24 protein-coding genes are annotated in these 21,738 nt (G+C 49.4%); 3 read left to right on the forward strand and 21 right to left on the reverse strand.

Annotated elements, in window-relative coordinates:
* The first annotated feature begins 270 nt into the window (after positions 1 to 270).
* Positions 271 to 1,296 (forward strand): hypothetical protein, encoded by a 1,026-nt coding sequence (locus OEY58_19315; protein ID MDH5327608.1) that lies wholly within the window; start codon positions 271 to 273, stop codon positions 1,294 to 1,296.
* A complete protein-coding gene (locus tag OEY58_19320; GenBank protein MDH5327609.1) occupies positions 1,296 to 1,772 on the forward strand; it encodes a hypothetical protein in 477 nt (158 codons plus the stop codon). The genes OEY58_19315 and OEY58_19320 overlap by 1 nt, the downstream gene beginning before the upstream one ends.
* Position 1,773: 1 nt before the next feature.
* Here the strand turns inward: OEY58_19320 and OEY58_19325 are convergent, their stop codons facing one another.
* The 16 genes from OEY58_19325 to OEY58_19400 all read right to left on the reverse strand — a co-directional run bounded on the left by OEY58_19325 (position 1,774) and on the right by OEY58_19400 (position 15,846).
* Positions 1,774 to 4,878, reverse strand: a complete 3,105-nt coding sequence (locus OEY58_19325; GenBank protein ID MDH5327610.1) for a relaxase domain-containing protein — start codon at positions 4,876 to 4,878, stop codon at positions 1,774 to 1,776.
* Entirely contained in the window at positions 4,872 to 7,148 is a 2,277-nt protein-coding gene (locus OEY58_19330; protein ID MDH5327611.1) for a type IV secretion system DNA-binding domain-containing protein, read from the reverse strand. Before OEY58_19330 ends, OEY58_19325 begins: the two co-directional genes overlap by 7 nt.
* Before the next feature lie 12 nt (positions 7,149 to 7,160).
* Positions 7,161 to 7,400 (reverse strand): hypothetical protein, encoded by a 240-nt coding sequence (locus tag OEY58_19335; GenBank protein MDH5327612.1) that lies wholly within the window; start codon positions 7,398 to 7,400, stop codon positions 7,161 to 7,163.
* Between the two features lie 549 nt (positions 7,401 to 7,949).
* Complete coding sequence (locus OEY58_19340; GenBank protein ID MDH5327613.1) at positions 7,950 to 8,111, reverse strand: hypothetical protein; 162 nt, start codon at positions 8,109 to 8,111, stop codon at positions 7,950 to 7,952.
* A gap of 25 nt (positions 8,112 to 8,136) precedes the next feature.
* The gene (locus OEY58_19345) at positions 8,137 to 8,406 is read right to left on the reverse strand and encodes a hypothetical protein (protein MDH5327614.1); all 270 of its coding nucleotides are present in this window, start codon (positions 8,404 to 8,406) and stop codon (positions 8,137 to 8,139) included.
* Positions 8,407 to 8,431: 25 nt separating this feature from the next.
* A complete protein-coding gene (locus OEY58_19350; protein MDH5327615.1) occupies positions 8,432 to 8,581 on the reverse strand; it encodes a hypothetical protein in 150 nt (49 codons plus the stop codon).
* 53 nt (positions 8,582 to 8,634) lie between these two features.
* A complete protein-coding gene (locus OEY58_19355) occupies positions 8,635 to 9,120 on the reverse strand; it encodes a hypothetical protein (GenBank protein ID MDH5327616.1) in 486 nt (161 codons plus the stop codon).
* 43 nt (positions 9,121 to 9,163) lie between these two features.
* Complete coding sequence (locus tag OEY58_19360) at positions 9,164 to 9,541, reverse strand: hypothetical protein (protein MDH5327617.1); 378 nt, start codon at positions 9,539 to 9,541, stop codon at positions 9,164 to 9,166.
* Between the two features lie 73 nt (positions 9,542 to 9,614).
* Positions 9,615 to 9,803, reverse strand: a complete 189-nt coding sequence (gene ssb / locus OEY58_19365; protein ID MDH5327618.1) for a single-stranded DNA-binding protein — start codon at positions 9,801 to 9,803, stop codon at positions 9,615 to 9,617.
* Positions 9,804 to 10,308: 505 nt separating this feature from the next.
* A complete protein-coding gene (locus tag OEY58_19370; protein MDH5327619.1) occupies positions 10,309 to 11,562 on the reverse strand; it encodes a hypothetical protein in 1,254 nt (417 codons plus the stop codon).
* The gene (locus OEY58_19375; GenBank protein MDH5327620.1) at positions 11,559 to 11,999 is read right to left on the reverse strand and encodes a hypothetical protein; all 441 of its coding nucleotides are present in this window, start codon (positions 11,997 to 11,999) and stop codon (positions 11,559 to 11,561) included. The genes OEY58_19370 and OEY58_19375 overlap by 4 nt, the downstream gene beginning before the upstream one ends.
* Positions 12,000 to 12,138: 139 nt before the next feature.
* Complete coding sequence (locus OEY58_19380) at positions 12,139 to 13,041, reverse strand: ParB/RepB/Spo0J family partition protein (GenBank protein ID MDH5327621.1); 903 nt, start codon at positions 13,039 to 13,041, stop codon at positions 12,139 to 12,141.
* Positions 13,041 to 13,688, reverse strand: coding sequence for an AAA family ATPase (locus OEY58_19385; GenBank protein ID MDH5327622.1), 648 nt, complete (start codon positions 13,686 to 13,688; stop codon positions 13,041 to 13,043). Before OEY58_19385 ends, OEY58_19380 begins: the two co-directional genes overlap by 1 nt.
* 74 nt (positions 13,689 to 13,762) lie before the next feature.
* Complete coding sequence (locus tag OEY58_19390; GenBank protein ID MDH5327623.1) at positions 13,763 to 14,143, reverse strand: type II toxin-antitoxin system VapC family toxin; 381 nt, start codon at positions 14,141 to 14,143, stop codon at positions 13,763 to 13,765.
* A gap of 2 nt (positions 14,144 to 14,145) precedes the next feature.
* The gene (locus OEY58_19395) at positions 14,146 to 14,346 is read right to left on the reverse strand and encodes a type II toxin-antitoxin system prevent-host-death family antitoxin (protein ID MDH5327624.1); all 201 of its coding nucleotides are present in this window, start codon (positions 14,344 to 14,346) and stop codon (positions 14,146 to 14,148) included.
* A gap of 699 nt (positions 14,347 to 15,045) precedes the next feature.
* The gene (locus OEY58_19400; GenBank protein MDH5327625.1) at positions 15,046 to 15,846 is read right to left on the reverse strand and encodes a hypothetical protein; all 801 of its coding nucleotides are present in this window, start codon (positions 15,844 to 15,846) and stop codon (positions 15,046 to 15,048) included.
* Positions 15,847 to 16,395: 549 nt separating this feature from the next.
* On the opposite strand from OEY58_19400, the gene OEY58_19405 reads away from it, so the two are divergent.
* Complete coding sequence (locus OEY58_19405) at positions 16,396 to 17,076, forward strand: replication initiation protein (GenBank protein MDH5327626.1); 681 nt, start codon at positions 16,396 to 16,398, stop codon at positions 17,074 to 17,076.
* Positions 17,077 to 17,406: 330 nt separating this feature from the next.
* Here OEY58_19405 and OEY58_19410 read toward each other — a convergent pair whose 3' ends face one another.
* From OEY58_19410 to OEY58_19430, 5 genes are all read right to left on the reverse strand, one after another.
* Positions 17,407 to 17,853, reverse strand: coding sequence for a hypothetical protein (locus OEY58_19410; protein MDH5327627.1), 447 nt, complete (start codon positions 17,851 to 17,853; stop codon positions 17,407 to 17,409).
* A gap of 50 nt (positions 17,854 to 17,903) precedes the next feature.
* Positions 17,904 to 18,248 (reverse strand): DUF3768 domain-containing protein, encoded by a 345-nt coding sequence (locus tag OEY58_19415; protein MDH5327628.1) that lies wholly within the window; start codon positions 18,246 to 18,248, stop codon positions 17,904 to 17,906.
* A gap of 590 nt (positions 18,249 to 18,838) precedes the next feature.
* Positions 18,839 to 19,171, reverse strand: coding sequence for a hypothetical protein (locus OEY58_19420; protein MDH5327629.1), 333 nt, complete (start codon positions 19,169 to 19,171; stop codon positions 18,839 to 18,841).
* Between the two features lie 70 nt (positions 19,172 to 19,241).
* The gene (locus OEY58_19425) at positions 19,242 to 21,071 is read right to left on the reverse strand and encodes a ParB N-terminal domain-containing protein (protein ID MDH5327630.1); all 1,830 of its coding nucleotides are present in this window, start codon (positions 21,069 to 21,071) and stop codon (positions 19,242 to 19,244) included.
* 65 nt (positions 21,072 to 21,136) lie between these two features.
* Positions 21,137 to 21,481, reverse strand: a complete 345-nt coding sequence (locus tag OEY58_19430; protein MDH5327631.1) for a DUF3768 domain-containing protein — start codon at positions 21,479 to 21,481, stop codon at positions 21,137 to 21,139.
* Between the last annotated feature and the right edge of the window lie 257 nt (positions 21,482 to 21,738).

Raw genomic sequence — 21,738 nt, forward strand, 5'->3', positions numbered from 1 at the left:
TATGTCGAATAAAGATCAACATAATCCGGCAGAGTGCCCTTAAACATGCGCGAAAAAATGATATAGGCATCTTCGATAAAACTGACGAGAGGATTGAGGAAACTCATACAGCACCAGCGGGTGTATGCCAATTATACAAACTAAGCAGACATATCAGTTGCAATGATATTAACATCAGCATTCCTTCTATAATAGACAGCGTCCTGGCTCAAAGGTATATTGAGTGATAGAATCTAATACATAGCAAAAAAATATGCAAGGAGCTTAAACATGCAACGATCAAGGGCCTGGATTAAACACACAGTCTATTCATTCTGCGCGGCGTGTACGATTTTGTACTTGCTCGCACCGATAGCGAAAGCAACGGGCGGGGAAGAAGCGGCTGCCATGATTTTATTCCTTGAAAAATTTTACGACGAGTATTTAACGCCAGACGATAACGAACGTACGGCCAAAGTGATGACCAGCATTGCACTGGCGTCTGACAAGGAAAACAAAACGGTCGTTGACCTCTACAACGCCCGAATAGCATACGATTCAGCCATTCCACCGAAAATGTGCACCAACAACGAATCCACTGAAGCGGTCGCCGCTTCGGATCAAATCAAAAAATCGAACAGCAGGAGCCTCGACAAGCCATTAACGGACGTGAACACGTCAACCACTAACCCATATGCCCACTCAGTGGCGCAAGTCAACCATCACAAAGAGAACTATTGCGGAAAAAAAGAGGAAAACTGTAAACCCGGCCGGTACCCGAATGCCGATCTGGAAGCCGCTAATCTGTATGTCGACGCATACAATAAAAGCCAGCTGATGGCGGCGATATCTTTCGCGGCACGCACGACTAACCCGGATCCCACCCCGCCGCTACCGAAAAGCGTGAAGGAATCGAAACTCGCGGTCCTCGCACAAAACATATTGTATGCAGAGTCGGCCAAACTGTCGCTAGCGCAACATAGTTTAAATCAGATTATTTCGGACCGAATTCCATCAAAGCATTTAGGCAAAGTACTGGACAAACAAAGCGCTAGCCCGAAGGAGGTGCGTGATCACGAAGCAGCGAAACGGTACGGTAATCAGCAGTGGGAAACGGAAACACTGGAGAATCCACCCGCTGCCGCTGTCCGCGACATTGCGTTGATGATGGCGTATCGCATCAAACAGGAGGAACGTCAATACGAACAAAACCAGCGTATTGAAAGCTTGCTTGCCATATTAGTCGCACAACAAACCAAGCAGTGGTCTAAAGAACAAATGGAGCTGTTACGCAACAAAGCGACAGGAGGAATGTGATGACCAATATCGCCAAAAAACTAGGAAAAGCCGCTGTCACGCTAACTGGCGCAGGTTTATTCAAAGGTGCATATGATCATCTCTCAAGTGATGCAAATGCGTTGAAAAACCGGGGGAAGTCCCTAAATAACGAGGTACGATCCGCTGCTAAACAACAAAGCAGAACATCCTACGAAAGTTTTGAGCAGATGGTAATCGGTGAGAATGCCAGCGAAGCACAATTACAAAAACGCTACGCCAATTTAAGAGCACAATATTTCGTGTTTATGGCGGGCGTTTTATTAGCCCCCTTCTTGATTGCCACTAGCTTCAATGCTGGGTTTCCCTCAGCGGCGTTCGGAACCATCGGCATCAGTGCATTGATGCTGGCAAAAGCGATAAAAGCCAGCTACTACGCCTGGCAGATCAAACACAAAAAACTAGTGCGGTTAAAGGATTGGGCGCAAGACCCGGCAAACTGGATACCCAGGCGGTAGATTAGCGAGAAAACTGAGGCTCTGGTTCTTGTGCCCGAACGTACGCTTGCCTCCCTTGTTCCCAGGAATTGGTTAACGCATCCGGCAAATCGAGAGTATTTGGATTGGTCTGGCGCAACGCTATTGCGCCGGCATCCATTTGACCGACATACCGAATCATATCCAGTGCCGATTGGTGGTGCAGGTTAAACTGATCAAATTCATTGTCAATCAAGTAGTCTCCCGCCGCGCGATGACACTCCAGCGCTTTGCCATATAGCGTATCGCGATCAATAGCGCCATTGTCGTACAGATATTTAATCGCCTCACGTGCATCACCAGGCGTCAAGTCAAAACCAGTCTCTCGCGCCAGGCGTTCTGCTTCATAAAAAATATAAGCCAGCGGCGCACGACTATCCGGGCTATCGACACTGGTTGGCAAAGCAGGAGATAGTCCTTCTGGATACTCGTAAGTGCCTGGTCTCTGATCGTAATCCAAAGTGGTGTCCTTTTGGTGAGATTGTTTCATAGCATGGAATAACCCTTCCAATTCTTTCAGCTCCGGAGCCACTTGTTCGTAATCTAATGTTTTCTGTGAGTGCTGGTTCAAGAATTCCCGGGTTATCATAAAGCTGGTCTCATAGCCTGAGGGTAATTCAAGGTGCTTCGTCTGCGCTAAATCCCGCGCATAATCTAGCATCCCCGGGGTTGGCCGCAATTCTTCCATAAACGACTGGACCGACTCGCGATCCACATAGATGTGCGAATCATGGGTATGGCGACTGTTCGCAACATAGGCCAGCTCGCGATTCAACATGCTGTCTTCGGAAATTAAGATGAATGACTCATGGACGGTCGACCCTTGCGATTTGTGTGTTGTGGACGCATATCCATATTCAAACTTATTGTAGTCCTTTAGCATCATACGCTGGCGTCGACCACTGTCCAACTTAAGAGTCACTGACCAGTACCGCTCGTTCGATGGTGTATGCAAACCGGCAACGGTGGCCAGCGTGCCATTAGCCACTTTGTAATACTTGGAATTGCGAGTGGTCATCAGCCGATCACCAACGCACAATTCCATGTCACCGCCTGGTGTGGACACTTGGGTTCCGTTAACCAGCTGCCCCAGTTCTTTCAAACGATACCGGGCCAGAGCGTTTAAATCGTTCACCTGGGCGCGTGTATTGGCGATCATACATAAGGAATGGTCAGGGCGTTGTTGTCGGGCCTCCATCCAATCGGATACTAAGCGCAGCTTTGAATCGACCGCATTGTCCATAATATGCAGCCGCCCTCGCTCAAAATACATACCCATGGCCTTAGCAATATCGCCTTGAGAAAAGTGGGTGACCGCCTGTTTGGCCCAATCATTTTTCTGTCTCATGATCTCCGTAACAGGAAACGCTCCCAATTCATTGGTAATCGCCTTAAACGCGCCCCCGGCCAATATAGGCTGCAATTGCTTATTATCCCCGACCAGCAACAATTTAGCGCCGGCGTTTTCGGTTTCCCGAATCAAGTCGGACATTTGCCGTGAACCCACCATTCCGGCCTCATCCAACACGACCACTGTACGTGCACCTAACTGCAAATCACCTCGGTTGATATCACCCAGGAAACTGTGGAGCGTTTGGCTTTTAATGCCACTGCTTTTAGACAACTCCGTTGACGCCTTACCCTGCAGCGCATTACCCACCACACGGTATCCTGCGCTTTCAAAGGCGACTCGAACAGCCTCCATGGCCGTACTTTTACCTGTACCCGCGTCCCCGCGTATACACACCACACCACCGGACTCGGAACACACACCACGCACTGCCCGCACCTGCTCTGAGGTCAATTCAAATCCTTTGTTTTGCTGAACGCTGGCAATCGCTTTCGCTACAACGGACGGATTGATTCGATGATTCGAATCGGATTGTCTCTTCACAGCACTTTGGACCATGGACTTCTCCAGCTCCATCATGTCAGTCGTGGAATACTGGATCTCTACACGTGAGCCGTCCGTCCGGCTTAGTATAACCACATCGGGATGGGACAAAATTTTGATCGCATCACGCTTTACGGATGCCAGGGATTGAACGCCTTGGCTTTTCTCGGCAACCAAGCGGAACACATCACGCTCAAGAAACGTACTGCGTTTTTCTGTTAATTGTTTAAGGGCTTCCCTGGGCGGAACAACTGAAGAGATACTCACAGCATTGCCAGCGAACCGCCGCTCGGGATTGAATAGCCGTGCCACCTCGTCCGGGCCAAACCCCAATCCCCTGCCTCTGTCTTGCCATTGCGCGAATAGCTGAGGCCTATCCACCATTGCTTTGCGCTCCCGAGTGGCGCTGGAAATCATTTGAGCGCCCTGGGCCGTTGTCCAGCCTCTCGCCTCTAGTTCATTCACTATACTAACCCGGCGTTGACTGAATTCCAGTTCTACCGATTTTGGTACCAGTTTGACACGAAAACTGCCACTATCCTGCTCCACCTGCAGACCCAGCTGGGTCTGTAGTAGATCGGCCAACTCCGCCCGGTACATGGCGCCTAGCGCCATTTTCCACTGAAAAAATGGTCTGCCTTCCAGACAACCCCAGCTACCATCGAAACGCTGGGCTATGTTGGCAACCAGGCAATGCGTATGCAACTGTGGATCCTGCGCCCGTGAGGTGGAATGCTCGAATTTAGCAACAATCAAACGCTGTACGGCTTCTTTCTCGTTGCCTTGGGCGCCCCTCGGGGTTTTGGCAACGTGTTCCTCCACAAAGGCAAGGGTACGCTCTACAGCAAGGTCCTGGACGCGTTGAATCGAATGCCGCAAGTCCGTATCTGCCTGAGCCCATACAACCGATACACTTTTGGGCGCTGAGAATGTCATGTCCCACCCCGCAAAATGCTCTGGCCCTGCGTTTTTGGTTAGCGCCGCTTGAGTAATAGGATGAAAGCCAGCCAGCACTGAGCGTAGCGTGTCATCCGTTACGAGTGTATTGGTCAACCCCAAACCTGATAGCTGATGATGGTTGTGCCACCGGCCAGGCGGCTCACCACCTTTTTTGTAATAATCCTCAACCGCTAAATTTGTGTAGTAGTCACTTGCACCGTCTCCGGCTTTACCCATAGGGTATACGGTTAACATGGGTCAGATACCTCCATGGCGGATTGACGAAACCGAACAATGTGCCTCTCATAGTCCGACTCACTGATCATTCCGGCAATATATTCCTGCTCATGTTTTTTTAATGCCTCGGAAAACATGAGCCCATCATCGCGAAGGAGATCGGCCTTATACCTCGCTTTTTGCTGACGCACATCCAGGCTATCTTTATCCTGCTCCGCACGATCGGCAGATGCAGTCCGGATGACCAGCCGCTTCGTCTTGCTAGTAGTTTTAGTTTCGTCAAGGCTGAGTTGTCTAACAGGCATGTTTGCAGTTTTCTTTTGTGCCGGTTTTTTCTTACTTCGGGTTTTTTTCTTGGCTGACGCATCATTATCTTGCCCCATCCATCCCGGTACCTCACTCCAGTCTGGCGGGCTTTCATTCGATGGCGCCGCCGTAGGCGTCATACCTTCAAAACACAGTTGGTCGTTATGCGACGCCCTTGGCGGCGGTGGAACTGGCGGCTGCTCCTGAACCACTGCTTCCTGTGGAATTGCCCAATGAGCCCGCACAACCGCAGCACGCAAAGCGAGACGCTGCCGTTTTTTCCATTCCAGCCGGTGAATGTTAGGCCAGCCAGTGCACACCAACAAACCAGTGAAACTTTTCTCGCCCATCGTTAAATCCGTGGATAGTTGGCTAGCCATAATAACGATGCTGTCGCGCTTTTCCGGATGGGTACTCACAGACAAACGATTACTCTCTGTGTCTAAACTCTGGCCATGGACATAACGCATTATCTCGCGCTTGCCAATCATTTCATTAGCAAACCAGTTCGCCGTATCTCCCGGAGAGGTGAACCCGATGAACTTCGTGCCCAGTTGTGAGAACCAGGTATTTAACGTATCACGGCCATACTTCTCGTTGATCTGCCCCTTATCCTGGATTCCAATAACAGGGATGGCGCCCTTAGAGCGGCAAACCGATATCAACGTTTTTAATTTTTGGATAGGTTTTAATGTATCCAACTCGTCGAGAAAATAAAAGACGCGATAATCGTCCTGCCTTTGCCTGACTTCTGGAAAATGGGCGTCCGCCATTTCGGATATCGCGATCGTTATTAAAGCAGAATGCAACGAGGACGCGATAGTCCCGTGAGATTCAGATCCTTGTAATATCACCATTCGGGGGCCTGAATAATCATCCTCCAACCATTGGCGCACGGAAAAACCATCTCGGCTCCCCGGCCAGGCCTCCGCCAAATCATAGATAGCCGACATCTCCGATTGAAGGTTGATCATGATGCCCTGTCCGGTTTGGCCACCCTGGCCTTCTCGACTATTTAAGTTGGCCATCGTGGTTACGGCCTCCGGAGAAGTAGACGCCAAAATAGCCGACAGAGTTTTAGGCGTTTGCGAGATGGCATTGCGAAGATCGGCAAAATTCCACCGGCCTGGATTTGTATTAATGAGGTGGGTTATGACGCCAGCCAGTATCTGCTGTGCCGCTTTCGACCACATCGGATCGCGTGACTCACTGATGATGAACTCGGAAAAAACCCGCGCGTCAGATTTTGTTCGTATATCCGCCGCAATATGCCAAGGCACGCCACGCTCATCCCAGGGTGCAACCAAGGTGAACTCGGGTACATCCAGGCCGCTGGTATACTCGCCTTTTTTGTCATGGATCAAACACCGGTGCTTGTCTTTGATGACTTGATCCAATAAATCAAACAGCAACCGGCTTTTCCCGGATCCTGAGGAACCCGCCATCAGAAAACCTCTGGACTCTCTCTCAAAACTCAGAGGGATTTCGCGGTGAATACGTAAACCACGTTTTCTGAGAGAACCTCGGCGTTGCCCTTGCCGTATTTCCAGAAGACTGGTTTGGCGCGCGACCTGAACTGAGCGCTTAACATCCTGCAGATACTGCAATCCGCGTAGGTGGATATCTTTAGGCGTGAAGTAATGCAGTGACCACTTCATCACCACCGAGGCCACGGTGAGCGACAGAATTAATGGGATCGCCATGTGAGCGTAAAACGAACCCAGCACACCGCGTTGCCCCATTTGAAACCAGTAATCCGCCCACGGGCCGCCGCTGGATAACCCAAAGATCGTTGCCAGGCCATCTGCTAAATACGGCATGTGGTTATCGATATCGCCAAATCCAGTTAATCCGACTAACGGCATAGACCAGGACCAGGTCAACCCAGCCACAAGCCAAAAGCTCAACCCCAGGCTAAACAGGGTGAGCACAAAGGGAAAGAGGAAGGTGTTGTAATAGCCGGGATTATTCGATGCGTCCATGCTCCCCTCCGTTTAATCGTCGATCACTTCTATTTTCAGTGCCGATATTTCATCCCGGATTTTTTGCAAAATACTCAGCTCCATTTGCCGCAGCCGAGTATTGATTTTGATCATGATGTCGTCATGTTCCTTGCGTTCATAATACAAGCTACGCAAATATTCGGTAGGCGTTACGCCGCTATTAGTCGCTACTTGAACCAGTTCCTCATACTCAGTTTCCTTAAAACGTATGCCTATCATCTTACTTGCCATCCGTTGGGGCGCTCCTTTGACTGGACGTTGTAGACCACAAGTTTGCCGATTAATTAAAAAATAGCAAGGGATTTCAATGATAACAGGTGTTATCACTATCGCAGTAGTATCTATGGCCCTAAAAAAGAGTTGTACAGATAACACCCTGATAACAGTGTTATCACTATAAAAAGTCTATTAAACAATAAAATAGGGGATAGTGATAAAATGGCTGTAAACATTTAGTTCTTCAGGTGTATTATTCCATGGCCGTGGGTCGAGATTGCACAAAAATCGATCGTATACGAATTTTGCCGCCGGTCGCGTCTAAGTTCGTCTCCCGCCCCCTAGTCGTTCCCGTTTCAGGGTCTGTGGTGGCTCACGCCTCTGAGTCTCTCTGATCGCACCGTGTTCTGGCCGGTTAGCCAAGCAAGAATGGAACTGGCAGGAACAGGAACCAGGAACCAGGAACCAGGATCAGGATCAGGAACCAGGAACAGGAACAGGATCAGGAACAGGATCAGGAACAGGATCAGGATCAGGATCAGGAACCAGGAACCAGGATCAGGATCAGGAACCAGGAACAGGAACAGGAACAGGAACCAGGAACAGGAACAGGAACAGGAACAGGATCAGGATCAGGAACAGGATCAGGATCAGGAACAGGAACAGGAACAGGATCAGGAACAGGAACAGGAACAGGATCAGGATCAGGATCAGGATCAGGAACAATCCCGGAGTAGACCGGGATTACGGTCTACTCCGAAATGGAAAGGCGCTCTTTCTTCAATTTGGCGATTTCTTCATCAGATAATTTCAAATGCGCCTGAATCGAAAAAAGCAACCGATCTTGTACAGGGAATTCGTATGGACGCGTTCGCATCTTTACCCAATGTTTACGGTCATAGCCGAAAAAAGCGGCACATTGCGGGCCACTCAATTGCAGAATACTTTCGACCTCTTCCAGTTTGAGCGTTTTCTTTTTTGGCATGTTGTAAATTACATATGACCGGTAATTAGCCAGCATTATACCATCTCCCCTGCCCTTTCGTTCATTCCAAATGACCCGGTCCCGCCTCGTCCGCCACACTAAATACAACAGCGATGGAATGAGGATTAAGCTGGATACTTCGCGCGAGTTTCGCCGCCTCCCTGGCGTTATCCGCCTCTATATCAATTTCCCACGTCACAATGAATCGCATGCGGTTACCCTCCAAACAAAAAACCGGGCGGGATAAACCCGCCCGGTCGGTGACTACGCCGCCTCTGCGATCCGTTTCCAGGCGCTAGGCTGCAAATCGAGCAAGCGCCCGCCGATCGTTTCCAGCTCGGTGGAACGCTCATAGTTCGGGTGGGTATTCGCCACTTCGGTAATCGCGTTAAGCGCTCCCCAGCGGCTATAGTCCTGCCCGCGAATCAGATTTTCCAGCACACTGCCCTTTTCCGAATCATTCAGACCACAGGTTTTCCCCAGCACTTCCACCGCTTTGGTCGGCACCTGGATACGCGATCCGCCCGCCGCTTCACGCATTTTTCCCAGCAGGATATTGAATATGTCCTGACTGCACGCCGCCCGGACGGTGTCTTGCAGTTTCAGCAAAACCGCTCGATCATCGGCCTGAATGGTTTCATCGCGGAAAATCTCATAGTTGGTGCTATCCGCTGCCACGTTGCGACCAACGTGGTACTTGTTCAGCGAATAATCGCCGCTGGCATCCGCTACCAAACCGTTAGTACACACTAGCCGGTAAATCAGCGGTGCTCAACAATGGATTTACCGTTATTCATTGGGCCACCTCCGTTTTACGGCTCATCACCGGCGGCAAGCCACGGATCATAGAAACCTCTTTTATTGAGTTAAAGGGTCCGGGCTTGTCTGTGAGCAGCATAAGCAGTTGCTCAAAATAACGCGCCGCTAGCGCCAACGTGCGCCAGGCATTTTCCTGGTCATCCGCTGAAAGCGTGTCACAGCGCATAGAACACAGTTCTTGCGAAACATCCAGGGCGCGCTTTACATTATGGACATGCTGTTCAATGTTCTCGCAGGCTCTGCGATCGGAAAAAATGACTTTGAATAAATACTGCTGTTGTTCGACGTACTCTGCGTGAGAGACAGGTTTTACCAGTTGTTTGATGGGTATGTTAATATTAGACTTAGACATAAAATTACCTCCACGGGTTTTTTGTGTTTAGCCCTAGCCGGTGGTGACCGCCACCAGCTAAGGGCGCTTTTAATTAGTCGTGATTTTCGACCGGCATTGCATCCAGCATGACCAATTCATTGACAATCACCGCAGTTGAATAGCGATCAACGCCGTCATTGCCCTGCCATTTGCTGTTTTTCAATTCCCCTTCAATGTAGACCTTGGAACCCTTGCGTAAATACTCCCCGGCGATATCAGCCAGCCCTCGGAAAAAAGCCAGCCGACCAAAATCACTTTATTCACTGATTTAGACATGTAACGAATCTCCTCTATTAACGTTGGTGGTAAGTTAATTATATGTCGCATAATGCGACATTGCAAGGAAAAAATGCTAATAATATGAATAAAAATAACTAGTTACACCGTCTTTCTGGCATAAATACTGAAATTCCCTCCATGATTAACTGGCCGAAATCGCTCGATCAACTAGACTCAGCGGCGTGAGCCACCACAGACCCTGAAACGAGAACGGCTAAGGACGAGGAAAAGACTTAGCCGCTACAGGCGCCCGGAAAAGCCGTACGAGGCAACCAAGCGCAAAGCAACGAATGGGCAACACCCAGCAAGAGAAAAAAGGCCAAGAGTTTTGGACCGGAAGGACAAAAAAACTGGCAGACAGCCGATCGCGCGGGGGAAAAAGGAATCGAAACGCTAAGGGAAACTAATCAACAAAAAACCGAAAGCCAGCTAGCGGCTGGCCGGTTCAGGGAGAACAACAGGAAACGCTAACTTTCCGTTTCCTTTTTCTTTTTGGATTTAGCCGCCAACACCAGTTGACGAATACGCGAGGCTCTATCACTGCCTGTTGACAAATATTTCTTAATCGCCCGAACGCTCAAACCATGAAGAACACCGGATTGTTGAGCGGCAAGCACTTTTTTAACCAAATCGTCATCCGAGGCAAGTGCACTGTCTGAATCGGGAACTGGCGACTTACCAAAAGGCACCACCGTCGCACCCGAGCGCGACTTGGCCCGAGCGGCATTCATTTGCGCCATTCGGGACGGTTCAACCACAGCGCGACGGTCAGGCCCTGACGGCGCCTGTGCCTTTCCTGCGGGCAACACCGGCGGGACGGCACCCTCCGCAGGCTCACGGCCTAAAACGGTCCCAGACGGGGCATCAGACGATTCCGGCGGCACGCCAGGCGGGTGTGCCATACCGCGCTCACCACCAGAGGGAAACGGGCCGGGCTTTAGCGCGAGCGGATGAGAACGCCTGGGCGCGGGCTCAAAAACCGCATCCGCCGCAAAAACCAAACGGTCGTTGTCCGGGCTGAAATAGCCAGACATCAGTTTAACCGCAGTGGTGATCAGCACGATGCCAATGACCTCAAACAACAACGAGAGTGTAACCAGAAACGCAATACCCCAATACCCTTGCTGAATCCCTGTGAGCGATTCCAAGCGCAAAAAAAAGTCCGAAGACGACTCTTTGCGAGACCGGTCCAATTGGCCCAGCTGCTCCAGGATCGCAAACTTCTTTTGCTCTAGTTCAACTGCGCGATTAATCGAGTCCTGCCCCAACGCCCGGCTGTTGGCATAAACGGACTGGCTTTGTGTATCGGCATTCTTACGGTAACTGTCGATGATAGAGGTTAAACTCTCCAACTGCTGTTCCAGGCGCAGCCGCTGACTATCGTTGGCGGCGGCCTCCCGCACACCGGTTTGTAACGACGTGCTCTGTGCCATTGTCATGATAAAAACAGAAAACAAAAACAAGGAACACCCCAGCGAGAAAAACCCCGCCCGGCCCAGCCTGGAATGCTGGCCCAGCACATCCGTGGACGCCAGCAAAAACAAAATAACTTCGGAAACCTGCAACACGATAGCGCCAATGATCAAGACATTGGTCGCGCTGCCAAAAGAACCAGAAGATAATCCTTTGATCAGGAAGAAGGCAGCGCAAATCATACTGACGGCGCCACACACCAAGACAATCGACCACACCCCAAAATCAAACCGCGAATGTTTTCTCATCCAATACCCCTGTAGAAAAAATTAACAGCGAGACCATATTCCTTACGCAATGAAACGATGCAAACGAAAAGCATGTACGGCACGAACCGCACGGCGAGCGCCAGCGCCGATACCAGGACCAGCTCGCCAGCAAGCAACCCACGGCCCAAGGCAAAAACGACAAAAGGCGTCAAACTCAACCACGACAATATGACAATTGAGGCAAAAACAAACCTGGGTATTTGAACAGACGGGAATAAAAAACAATAAAAAAAGGCCCATTCAGCCCCATAGATCGCCAAAGAAACCAGTACAGAACAAAAGGCAAAATAAGAGTCGTGGGAGAAAACAAGCCAAGTCCCTCTGACCAACGCTAACAACGTACCTGTAATACTTAATAAAATCAAAGCGATAACAACCCTTGCAAATCCTTGTGGGTACGGCATCGAATTTTCCATTTCCTCTCCCCTTCATCGGGCCCGGTCCCTAAACGGAACAACTAAGGAACCATTATACACGCTGCCCGCTACACCACCCCTGCCCTGCTCCGCTCCGCAAGAAAAGTCACCCCCACTGTTTTCAAGCATGCTTGAAAGCTCACTTTGCGAGAGATTTCTTTGCCGTTGCCAGTTCTTTGGACAATCGAGCCAAATCTGATATACCCAGCACGTAACGGTGCTCTTCTTTACCGTTATAGGCAATCGACAACACCGGTTTATCGGCTACCATTTTTATACTTGCTTCGCGCCCTGCTTTGGCACTAACAGTTTTCTTCTTGCCCGTTTTAGCCTGCTTCAAAACACTCTGCACCGATGTGCGCAAAGAGCCTTTCAATTTGTTATTCCGGGCATCCGCCATCCAGGCTCGGGCAGATTTCTTATCCTTTTCATAAAGCCGCTTTAGCAACACGATGGTGTCGATATCTTTGGTCACATCCTCATCAGCAAACTGCAACACTTCATCATCGGCTTTTAAAATCAACAAACGGTTTGATACATAGGTATCCGAAACTCCCAAATCTTCCGCCGCTTTGCGCTGGTCGCCGCCGAAAAATTTATTGACATAATTACTGTGCCAGGTTGCATCCTCTAATGGCGTTAAGGATTCACGGTCCTTGTTTTCCGCCATCTGTAAGCGCGAAATTCGATGTAATTCGTCATTAGAGAAATCTCGCACCAAAGCTTCAATTTCCGAGAATTCCGCCAGCTGTGCAGCACGCCAACGGCGTTCTCCAGCGACAATAATAAAACGCTGCGGATCTGCCTCATTACGCCGAAGAACGATTGGCTGGATCTGGCCGTTCCGTTTCAGAGAATCCGCCAGCTGTTCCAGATTCACCATTTTTTTTCGAGGCTGACCTGGGTCATTACTAATAAGGTGCACGGGTATTCTTCGATGATCGCCAGAAACAGACGATGATTCAATGATACTCAACAGCTCATTGTCTAACTGTGATTGGCGCGTTGGCTTGTTGGCTTTTTCACCACCTAATTTCAGCATTATGATAGTTCCCTGGTTATCTCAATAATTTCATCAATAATAAGATCCACTTCCTCTTTAGCCGATTTATTATGGCCTTCAAATACTGTCTGACCTCGCGAAGCAGTCTGCTTATAGATTTCCCGGTCGTAAGTACAGCTGCGAAACAAGTTCACGCCTTGGTCTTCCAAGGCATTACGCACTTCCGCAGATAACGACGCATTGGGTTTTTGCCGAGTAATCACAAACCGTGACACCGGTCGGCCATTAGCCACGCTCTGACGGGTTTTCACCAGGTCAACTAATTCACCGCAGGCCCAAATGTCGTAAGGGGAAGGGTTAATAGGGATCATTACGATGTCAGCGATCACAACAGTCTCCGCATTAATCGCCATGTCCGTTGCCGGCCCGTCAATAATCACAAAATCCTTGTCGTCAGCGACCTTGGCAATACCACGGACCAGCTGCGGGCGGTCGATTCCATAAACAGGCGCGAAATCGCTCTCGTCACCACCTGCGGAGTACCAGTCCCGCGCGGAACCTTGCTGGTCGCAGTCTCCGATAATCACGGAGAAATTGCGTTTTTGCAGGCCGCGCGAAATATTGGTGGATAGGGTGGTTTTACCGCATCCGCCTTTCGGATTAATGATGGAAATAATTTTAGCCATCGTTTTTACCTGCCTGTCAGAGTCAAAGGGCAGGGAGAGTCGACACTTTTAACCCAATTCAAGCATGCTTGAATTCAGACAAGAATGACGTTCCCCCCGTAGTTTTTTAATATTTTATTGCGAGTTAATAAACGCATAGGCTCAACCGCACTTTGCGCCAACAACAAACGGTCGAACAAATCATCATGATACTCGGGCAATAGATCCACCTGTACTGTATGTGCTGCAGACAATGGCAGCGTTTCAAATCCGCTTTGTTTAATTGCATCCGCCAGCTCTTCCATATCAATATCAATCACACCATCGCGTCTTTTCCTGGAAATTTCCCACATATTCGCGGCGCTGACAAAAATATCATTGTCCGCATCCAAGATAATCTCTGTCACTTTTGCCGGTAGCTTCTTGTCATCCCGCAGCCACATCAACAAAACTGCTGTATCCAACAACACGCGCATTTTTAGTTCGCATCCAGGTCCTGTTTAATCTTCACTTTGCCTTTCAGCAATCCCTTAGGCCGATGCACCAATTTTTTCACCGGCACAATACGGGCGCAGGGGACACCCCTGCGAGCAATAAACACTTCCTCGTTTTCTCTTTCTACATGTTCGACGATTTTCGAAAGCGTCGATTTAGCATCGTGCATGTTGATTGTTTTCATTGAAACGCCGAAACGATAAAAGATATAGCTAATCATAGCTATATCTCTATGGTGCGTCAACGCTCGGCCATGCTACGACACCTCAAACGGTGTTGCTGTTGAAACTAGACAAAACATGTCCTCAGATAAAAACAAAAAACCCGAAAGAATCCACAGGCCAATCCGAATAGCAGAAAGAATGAGGTGCAACCCACGCATTGATTGGACGACCAAAAACGTATTGGCACGATGGTTGTACGGGAAGTAGTGCTGTATTTCCACTGTATGGATTCGAACGGGTTTAAAGAATTCAGTATGGTATTGTGTGGCGAGTAGTGGTGTTTCAGTGAGGGATTTCTAACACGGGCAATGCAGAAAGCGGTTTGCTGGTGCGATAGCACCAGTATCCTTGTGATATGTCAAATTAACTGAATCTATTAAACAGATAAATACGAATCCGATTTATTCCAAATAATACGCTAAAAAGAATGCGATTTATATTGATTAAAATACACACACTTATACACAATGCGATTTAATATCTTAGAAATAGTAACCATACAGGGTACAGAACAGCCGGGAAGGCAAATAGCATGGATAAAACCGCTATTACACGGCCTAATAGAGCGTATTGCCACACGCAATGTGGTCGAAGGGGAATATGAGGCCGTTAACGAACGTTCGTTAAAATGGAAATAAGGAAGGGGTACAGGGATCGGGTCAAGGGGGGTCAGCGGAACTGAGCATCCCGCGAATTTCATCCATGTAGGTTTTCGCCGCCGTTTTATTGGGATTGTTTGTTGCGCAGGCCTTGGCCGAAAAAGCTGGCTGGACACTAGGTGGCTGAGTTGGCTTAATACGATCGCCCAGGTTCTTTTTGATTTTCTTTTTCATCCCCAACAAATCGAACAATTTCCAGGTCAGCCATTTTTTCGATTTGCCTTCCCGATAATAAATCGCTCCGGATTCATCGCGTTTTTTTATTTTCATTGGTTTGGACCGATACAGGCCCAGCAATTTGAGTTTAACAATACAGTCGTTCGCGGTGGACAATGACAGGCCGGTCCAATGAGCAATATCGACCAGCGCCAGGTCATTGACTTCCAGATTGTTCAACCGATTGTTCGGCTGGATGTTGCATTTCAGCACCAAGCAACGCAGCACGCGATCCAGAGAAAGCAAAAACTGATCCCTCACTTTACGTTTTCGGCCGTCTTTGTTGAGTTTGTCATTGTGATATTTGAACCGCTGCCATAGCCGTCTGGAATAGTCCTTAACATGCCACCGAATACCGGTATTAAACAACTGGCCTAAACGTTTTTCAGCTTCTTGAATGTAGAACGGATGGGTTTTCATAGGGGGTAGGGTATAAGTCCCCTCACGATGTCGCTTGAATCTATCTGGATTTTTGGCAAATGCAACGCTCATGGTTTCGCTATCGTGAGCAAAACCACGGGGATTTGGCGTTTTGATGGTCACGCAACCACCGGTCTCCGAAAAATAATCGGAAACGTGCATCATGCGCCCGTAATCTATTGACATCTTGTCAGAGTTGATTACACTATCCCCATACTGCTTCGGCAGTGAGGCACAAAAAAGCCTCACCATCAAAGGTGATTTTTAGGAAATTTTTTGTGTTTAGCCAACGAGTGAAAGTTAACTAAACGAATTGAAAAAAACCTGCTGCGCCAACAGCGGGTTTTTTCGTTTTCAGTCTAAAAAAATCTTCTGGTCTTTCTCCTGATTAAACAATAATCAACATATAGTGTGATTACAGAAATTTGACACACAATATATTGTGTTAAATACAATAGTCAAGAAAATCGGTGAGATGCTACAAAAAGGGACTGTTGTCCACAGATATGACTACAAAAAAGGACTGCTTTCCACAGATAGCGCTACAAAAAAGGACTGTTGTCCACAGATATGACTACAAAAAAGGACTGCTTTCCACAGGGGTAGAGAACGACAAAACAGCTACAAAAAAGGACTATCAACGCGCATCAAACTGTGCTTATATGACTACATACGCTAAACAATGTAGCTGTATAGTCATGGAGGCCTGGCCCGATGGGTTATCTTAGCGAAGTCATTGAAGGCACGGTTACTAAAAGTAACGATTTAATTGAAGCTAGCTATAAGCTCACACTGAACGAGCAGCGGCTAATACTGTCGGCCATCTCAACGATCGATCCCGATGAGCCCCTGCCAAAGGTTTTAACATTTACCGCAAAGACCTTTGCAGAAGTTTTCAATCTTTCTGATAACAAAGCCTACGAAGCATTATCCGAAGCAGCGGACAGGTTATTCGACCGGGACATCAAAACCTATGACGGTCGTAACGAAGAGCGTATACGCTGGGTCAGCCGGGTTAAATATATGAAAGGGGAGGGCACAGTATCCGTGTCGTTCACGGAGTGGGTGGCGCCGTATTTGACGAAATTAAACAGCCGTTTTACATCCTATAAGCTCAAAAATATTGGCTCCTTGCGAAGTGTGTATGCGATCCGCCTCTATGAGATGGTTATGCAGTACAAAGATGAACACGGGTTCACTATCGGCGTCAACGAACTGCGGGAGCGATTTGAGATTCAAAAAAAATACGAGCGGTTCTCAAACTTGCGTGCACGGGTCATCAATCCAGCACTAAAAGAATTAAAGGACAACTCCGGCTTGGTAATCAATTTCAAACCGTTCAAAGAGGGACGCAATATCACTCATTTGAAATTTAGCTATACGCTGCCGGATTAAAAAAGGCGGTTGGAAGCGTATCTAAAACCCCGAATATGACTACAAAAAAGGACTAGCCTTAAAAAATACGTATAACTTATTGATAAATATAAGTAATAAAACTAAGATACAGCTACACTCGTTCATTGGATATATGATATGCCTACAAAAAAGGACTTGTTCAACCGGATTCTTAGGGTAAAACCCTCAAAACACACAAATAACACTAAACGCGCATAATAATGTAATATTATGCGGGGGTTGCATTAATCATCGTCATGTTTTTTCTCCTATCAGGAATACTGGAACCGCCAGCGCGGGATTTTTAAAATCAACTAAATTGTACCACATTTAAACGGCATCACGGCGCAAAGACAACATTTCCGACACTATCGCCCGGCGACTATCCTCTGGCAGCTCCGCCCAAGGCAGTTCCACGACAGCGCCCCACGGAACACCCGCATTGGACAAAATCAATTTCTTTGACCGCACCGGCAGGTGCGGCCAAAGGACGTCAATCGGCACGAGCTCATCCACTGCCGTACTCCAAATCCGACACCAGTTACGCTCCGGTGCAATAAACTTCTTGCCAATAGGCGGATAAAAATAACTGTCCTCACCCATGACCAACGCGCAGGCCTCATTCATTTCCCAACACTCAACGCCTTCCTTTTCCATAATCGCGCGACAAACCGAAAAGTAGTCCGCTAACGTGATCACCCCGTGCGACAAACGCAGGTCCGACGTATAAATCTCACTCCTGTACTGCTCGGCAATTCGTTCAAAATTTTCCATCATCAAATCCTTTAAAAAAGAGCGCCGGTAAAGGCGCTCAAGGGAGGGCAGAACTAATACCCCATCGCTTTCTTAACACTCAAAACACGCACCGCGTTTTCATCCCCAGGGTCCTCGCACCGGGCGGTCATGTCCTGGTTGTAATAATCAATCTGAAACAAAAACCGCTCACCGTTATGCGCAAACACCCCGAAATCGTGTTCCTCGCGAGGATCAAAACACGGCCTAAAATCATCAAACTCCCGCACTTTATTCAGCACTTCAAATAACACCGGTTCCGGCAACGCCTCCACACCGGGCGATACATTCACCGAACCACCTTTAAACGACCGACGAAACTGATCATTCAACAACGCCACCCGAATCATCCGAAACTGAGAAATCTTCTTCGCACCCATCCGTACACCCTCCATGTCTTGTCTTTTAATAGAATTTCGAACATCGCCCCCTGGGGGCAAAGGGAAAGAAGGGTTAAACCGCACAGGTTCTGGCGTAGGCCAGGGAAGGCCCTGACCTGCACAAGCGGAATGTTTTTGATGAAGCGCGGAAGGTTAGGGAGGCGTCCCTTGCCGCAGCCAGGTTCTGTGCTACCCTGAAATCCCGCCCAGGGGGAGATGAGACAAACAGCGTGCGCAGCACAGCCGACAGAGGGTTTTGACTTTAAGCTTTAAGCGCTTTGACAAGGATGTCTAAGCGCAACGGGCAGGGAAGGGCAGGCGGTATCGAGCGGGAACGACAGCCACAGCCACAACGCCAGTGACCGACCGATACCGCCTGCCCGATGCCCGGAGTGAAGCGAGCGAGTGCTTTCAACGAGCTGGCGTAGCGACAAAAAACAAACAGCGCAACCGCCCACCGGTTGCCTCCGATACCGCCCGGGTTTTCACACCCTATTGCCCACACGCCGCGCTTAGTCAACCAGCGCTTTGTGTGGACAAAGCGTGCAAAAACCAACAGCTTAACTGCCTGTTAGAAGACAACCAGAAAACTATTCGCTTAACACATGCCGTGCTTTGCGTATCCAAAAATACAAATGCACCGGACCTGAGGCACTGACCAGGTCTAAAAACTGATCCAATTCAGCGTAGCTCATGGTCCCGTCGTTGCCTTTTTCACGCAAGCATTGAAACGCCGCCTGGTCGGCGTCGTCCCTGCAACGCCAATCGTAGTCATCGAAAACTTCCAACACATCGTTGGCCTGGTCATCCAGCGCCGCACTGTGGACCAATTCTTCTAAAATGACTTTCATCAGGGAATTTTGTTCCGATACGGTCAAGGACGAAGTGTCCCGGTCCGCGATGGTCTGAATTTCTTTTGTCATCACTCACTCCATTAATTATTTGCGTACAGACTCAAAGATACCTCCCCGAAAGGGGAGGTCATGCCCAAAATTACTCAAACCTCTGCGGCATCCAGGACTCCCGGATCGAGGCCAGATTCTCAGGCAACCCATCCCCATCGGTATTGAAAAAGTCGTGGAAAAATTGAACCAGATCCTTTTTCTTGTCCCTCTTGTGATCGTCTAGCCAGTCATCGCCAAACCATTGCTGGCCCTGGGCCAGCAAATCCGCTGCACTCAGACGTTTGAAAAAATTGTCGCCATTAGGCCGCCAATAATCCGAGTACGGAATATTCAACAAACCGGCGACGTGTTCACCCAGGGGCGCACGTTCTGCGTCGGACAACCCTATCTCCAACAACTGGGCCACCGTGAACGCGACCAGCTGCCCCTTCAATTTCGGCGCTAACGCCCGAAACGCCTCAAAGCTCTCGACCGGCTCATCGGCGTTAAGCCATTGTGTTGACAACGACAGCAGATCCTCAGCCATGGCCTTGGCCGCTTTCGTTTGTTTCAGATCATCCAAGCTGGTGTTTTGTTCACAAACCTCCGCCCGGAAATTGATCACAGCGTCATAATAGCCGTGCTTATCCAGCACTCGCTTGCACACGCTGTAGTGCAACAGATCCGTGGCCAGCTTGGCATCGCCGCACAATGCCGCCTGCACAATCTGCTGGCGATACAAGGCCAGATCCGACAAGAGGGCAGCGGACAACGAACTGGCCGGAGGGAAATCACTGGCCGCACAGGCCTGGCTCTGCTGATTCTTACTGGCCGCTTTGCTCATCAGCCCGCGCAACACCAGCAGTTTACCTTCACTGTCTACCGTCACGATGCATTGGCTCTGCGCGATCTGTTCATCCGTGTATTGCTGGTAGGTGTCTTTCTTCGCTTCCAGCTCATCCATTCGTTTTTCCAGTGCCTCGAACTGTGCGTATTTTTCATCGGTCCAGTCCTCGGCATCATCCTCCATCGCACCCATAGCGGCATCTACTTGCGTGATCTCGGTCTCAAGTGCGGCGGGTACGCCCACGAATTCAGGCTCAGCCCGAAACAGCCCGGCACCCGCATGGCAACCTTCTAGCGACACCTCCACACGCGCCCAGCCTTCTTTTTTCACGTTAGCCGACACTTTGTTCAGCTTCTTAGTGGCCAGCTCGTTAAGCAAGGGCAGGTCGTGCAAATACGTCCGTGACTCAAACAAATCACTGCTGACAACGCCACCGGCTTTCTTATACGCCGCCAGGCCCACAAACCGGCAAATGGGGGAATCACTGGTTTCCGCACCATTGAGCAAGTAGCTTCGGATACTGTGCGGGTACACATGGCCGCCCAGTTCCTTATAACAATGAAGCTGCTTTTCATGGTCTGCCTCCACCGTAAACGCCATGACTTCCTCAATGCCTAGTTTACCGTTGCGGTAATCCTCGACAATGGCCGGAGCCACGTCCGCCAGGCGCAGGCGTTTTTTAACGTGGGCAGTCGCAATCCCGAATTCCTGCGCAATGTGTTTCTCGCTCATGCCCCGGTTTGCCATCGCCTGGTACGCCATAAACTCATCAGCCGGGTGCATCGGTTCATGCAGATTCTCAGACAACGATACGGCAGTCACATCGTCATCCGCACTGACCCGGCAGGGCAGTTCAATATTTTCATCCCAAATGCCTTTATCGATCAGCACACCGGCGGCGGCAAAACGCCGCCCGCCGGCGATGACTTCAAACACGTTTTTCTTGCCAGTCGGTGCCACCACTAAATTCTGCAAGATCCCCCGCGCCTGCATCGACGCCAGCAATTGCTTGTCGCTATGCTTGCTGGCTGAAACCACCCGCACATTGTCTTCAGAAATCGTTAACTGGGAATACGGAATATTCTTGATCATAAAAACCTCCAATGAATTATCAATATTGAAAATGAAAAAGAGCGCCGCGAACGGCGCTCCCTGCGCTAGTACTCCAAAGCCGTCATAATGGTGAGTACGCGCACCGTGACCTCCGGGTTCGCCGGATCGGCGGAACGGTACTCCATGCCTTTGTCGTAGTAGTCGATTTTGAAAAAATACCGCTTACCTGCGTGTTCCACACAGCCAAAATCATGCTCGCCGTAGGGATCATCCTCAGAATCAAAGGCATCGAAAGTCATTACCTTTTCCAGGACGGCGCTCTGGTCTGCCTCGGGTAAATCGTAAATCCCTGGCGTCAATAACACCTGGCCACCCAAAAACGAGCGGCGAAGCGAATCGTTTAGCGCCGCAATACGGTTTAGCTGAACTGCCGTTACTGCTTCACACATGTTTAATTACCTCCAACGGAATTAAGTTGTTATAAAAGCTCTTATAAACATCGCCCCCTGGGGGCAAAGGGAAGAAGGGGTAACGGCACAGGTTCTGATGGAAGCAAGGGAAGGCCCTGGCCTGCACAAGCGAAGTGTATTTAAACGAAGCGCGGAAGGTTAGGGAGGCGTCCCTTGCTGGAATCAGGTTCTGTGCTACCCTGTAATCCCGCCCAGGGGGAGATGAGACAAACAGCGTGCGCAGCACAGCCGACAGA

This window comes from Gammaproteobacteria bacterium, assembly GCA_029882975.1.
Taxonomy (GTDB): domain Bacteria; phylum Pseudomonadota; class Gammaproteobacteria; order SZUA-152; family SZUA-152; genus JAJDNG01.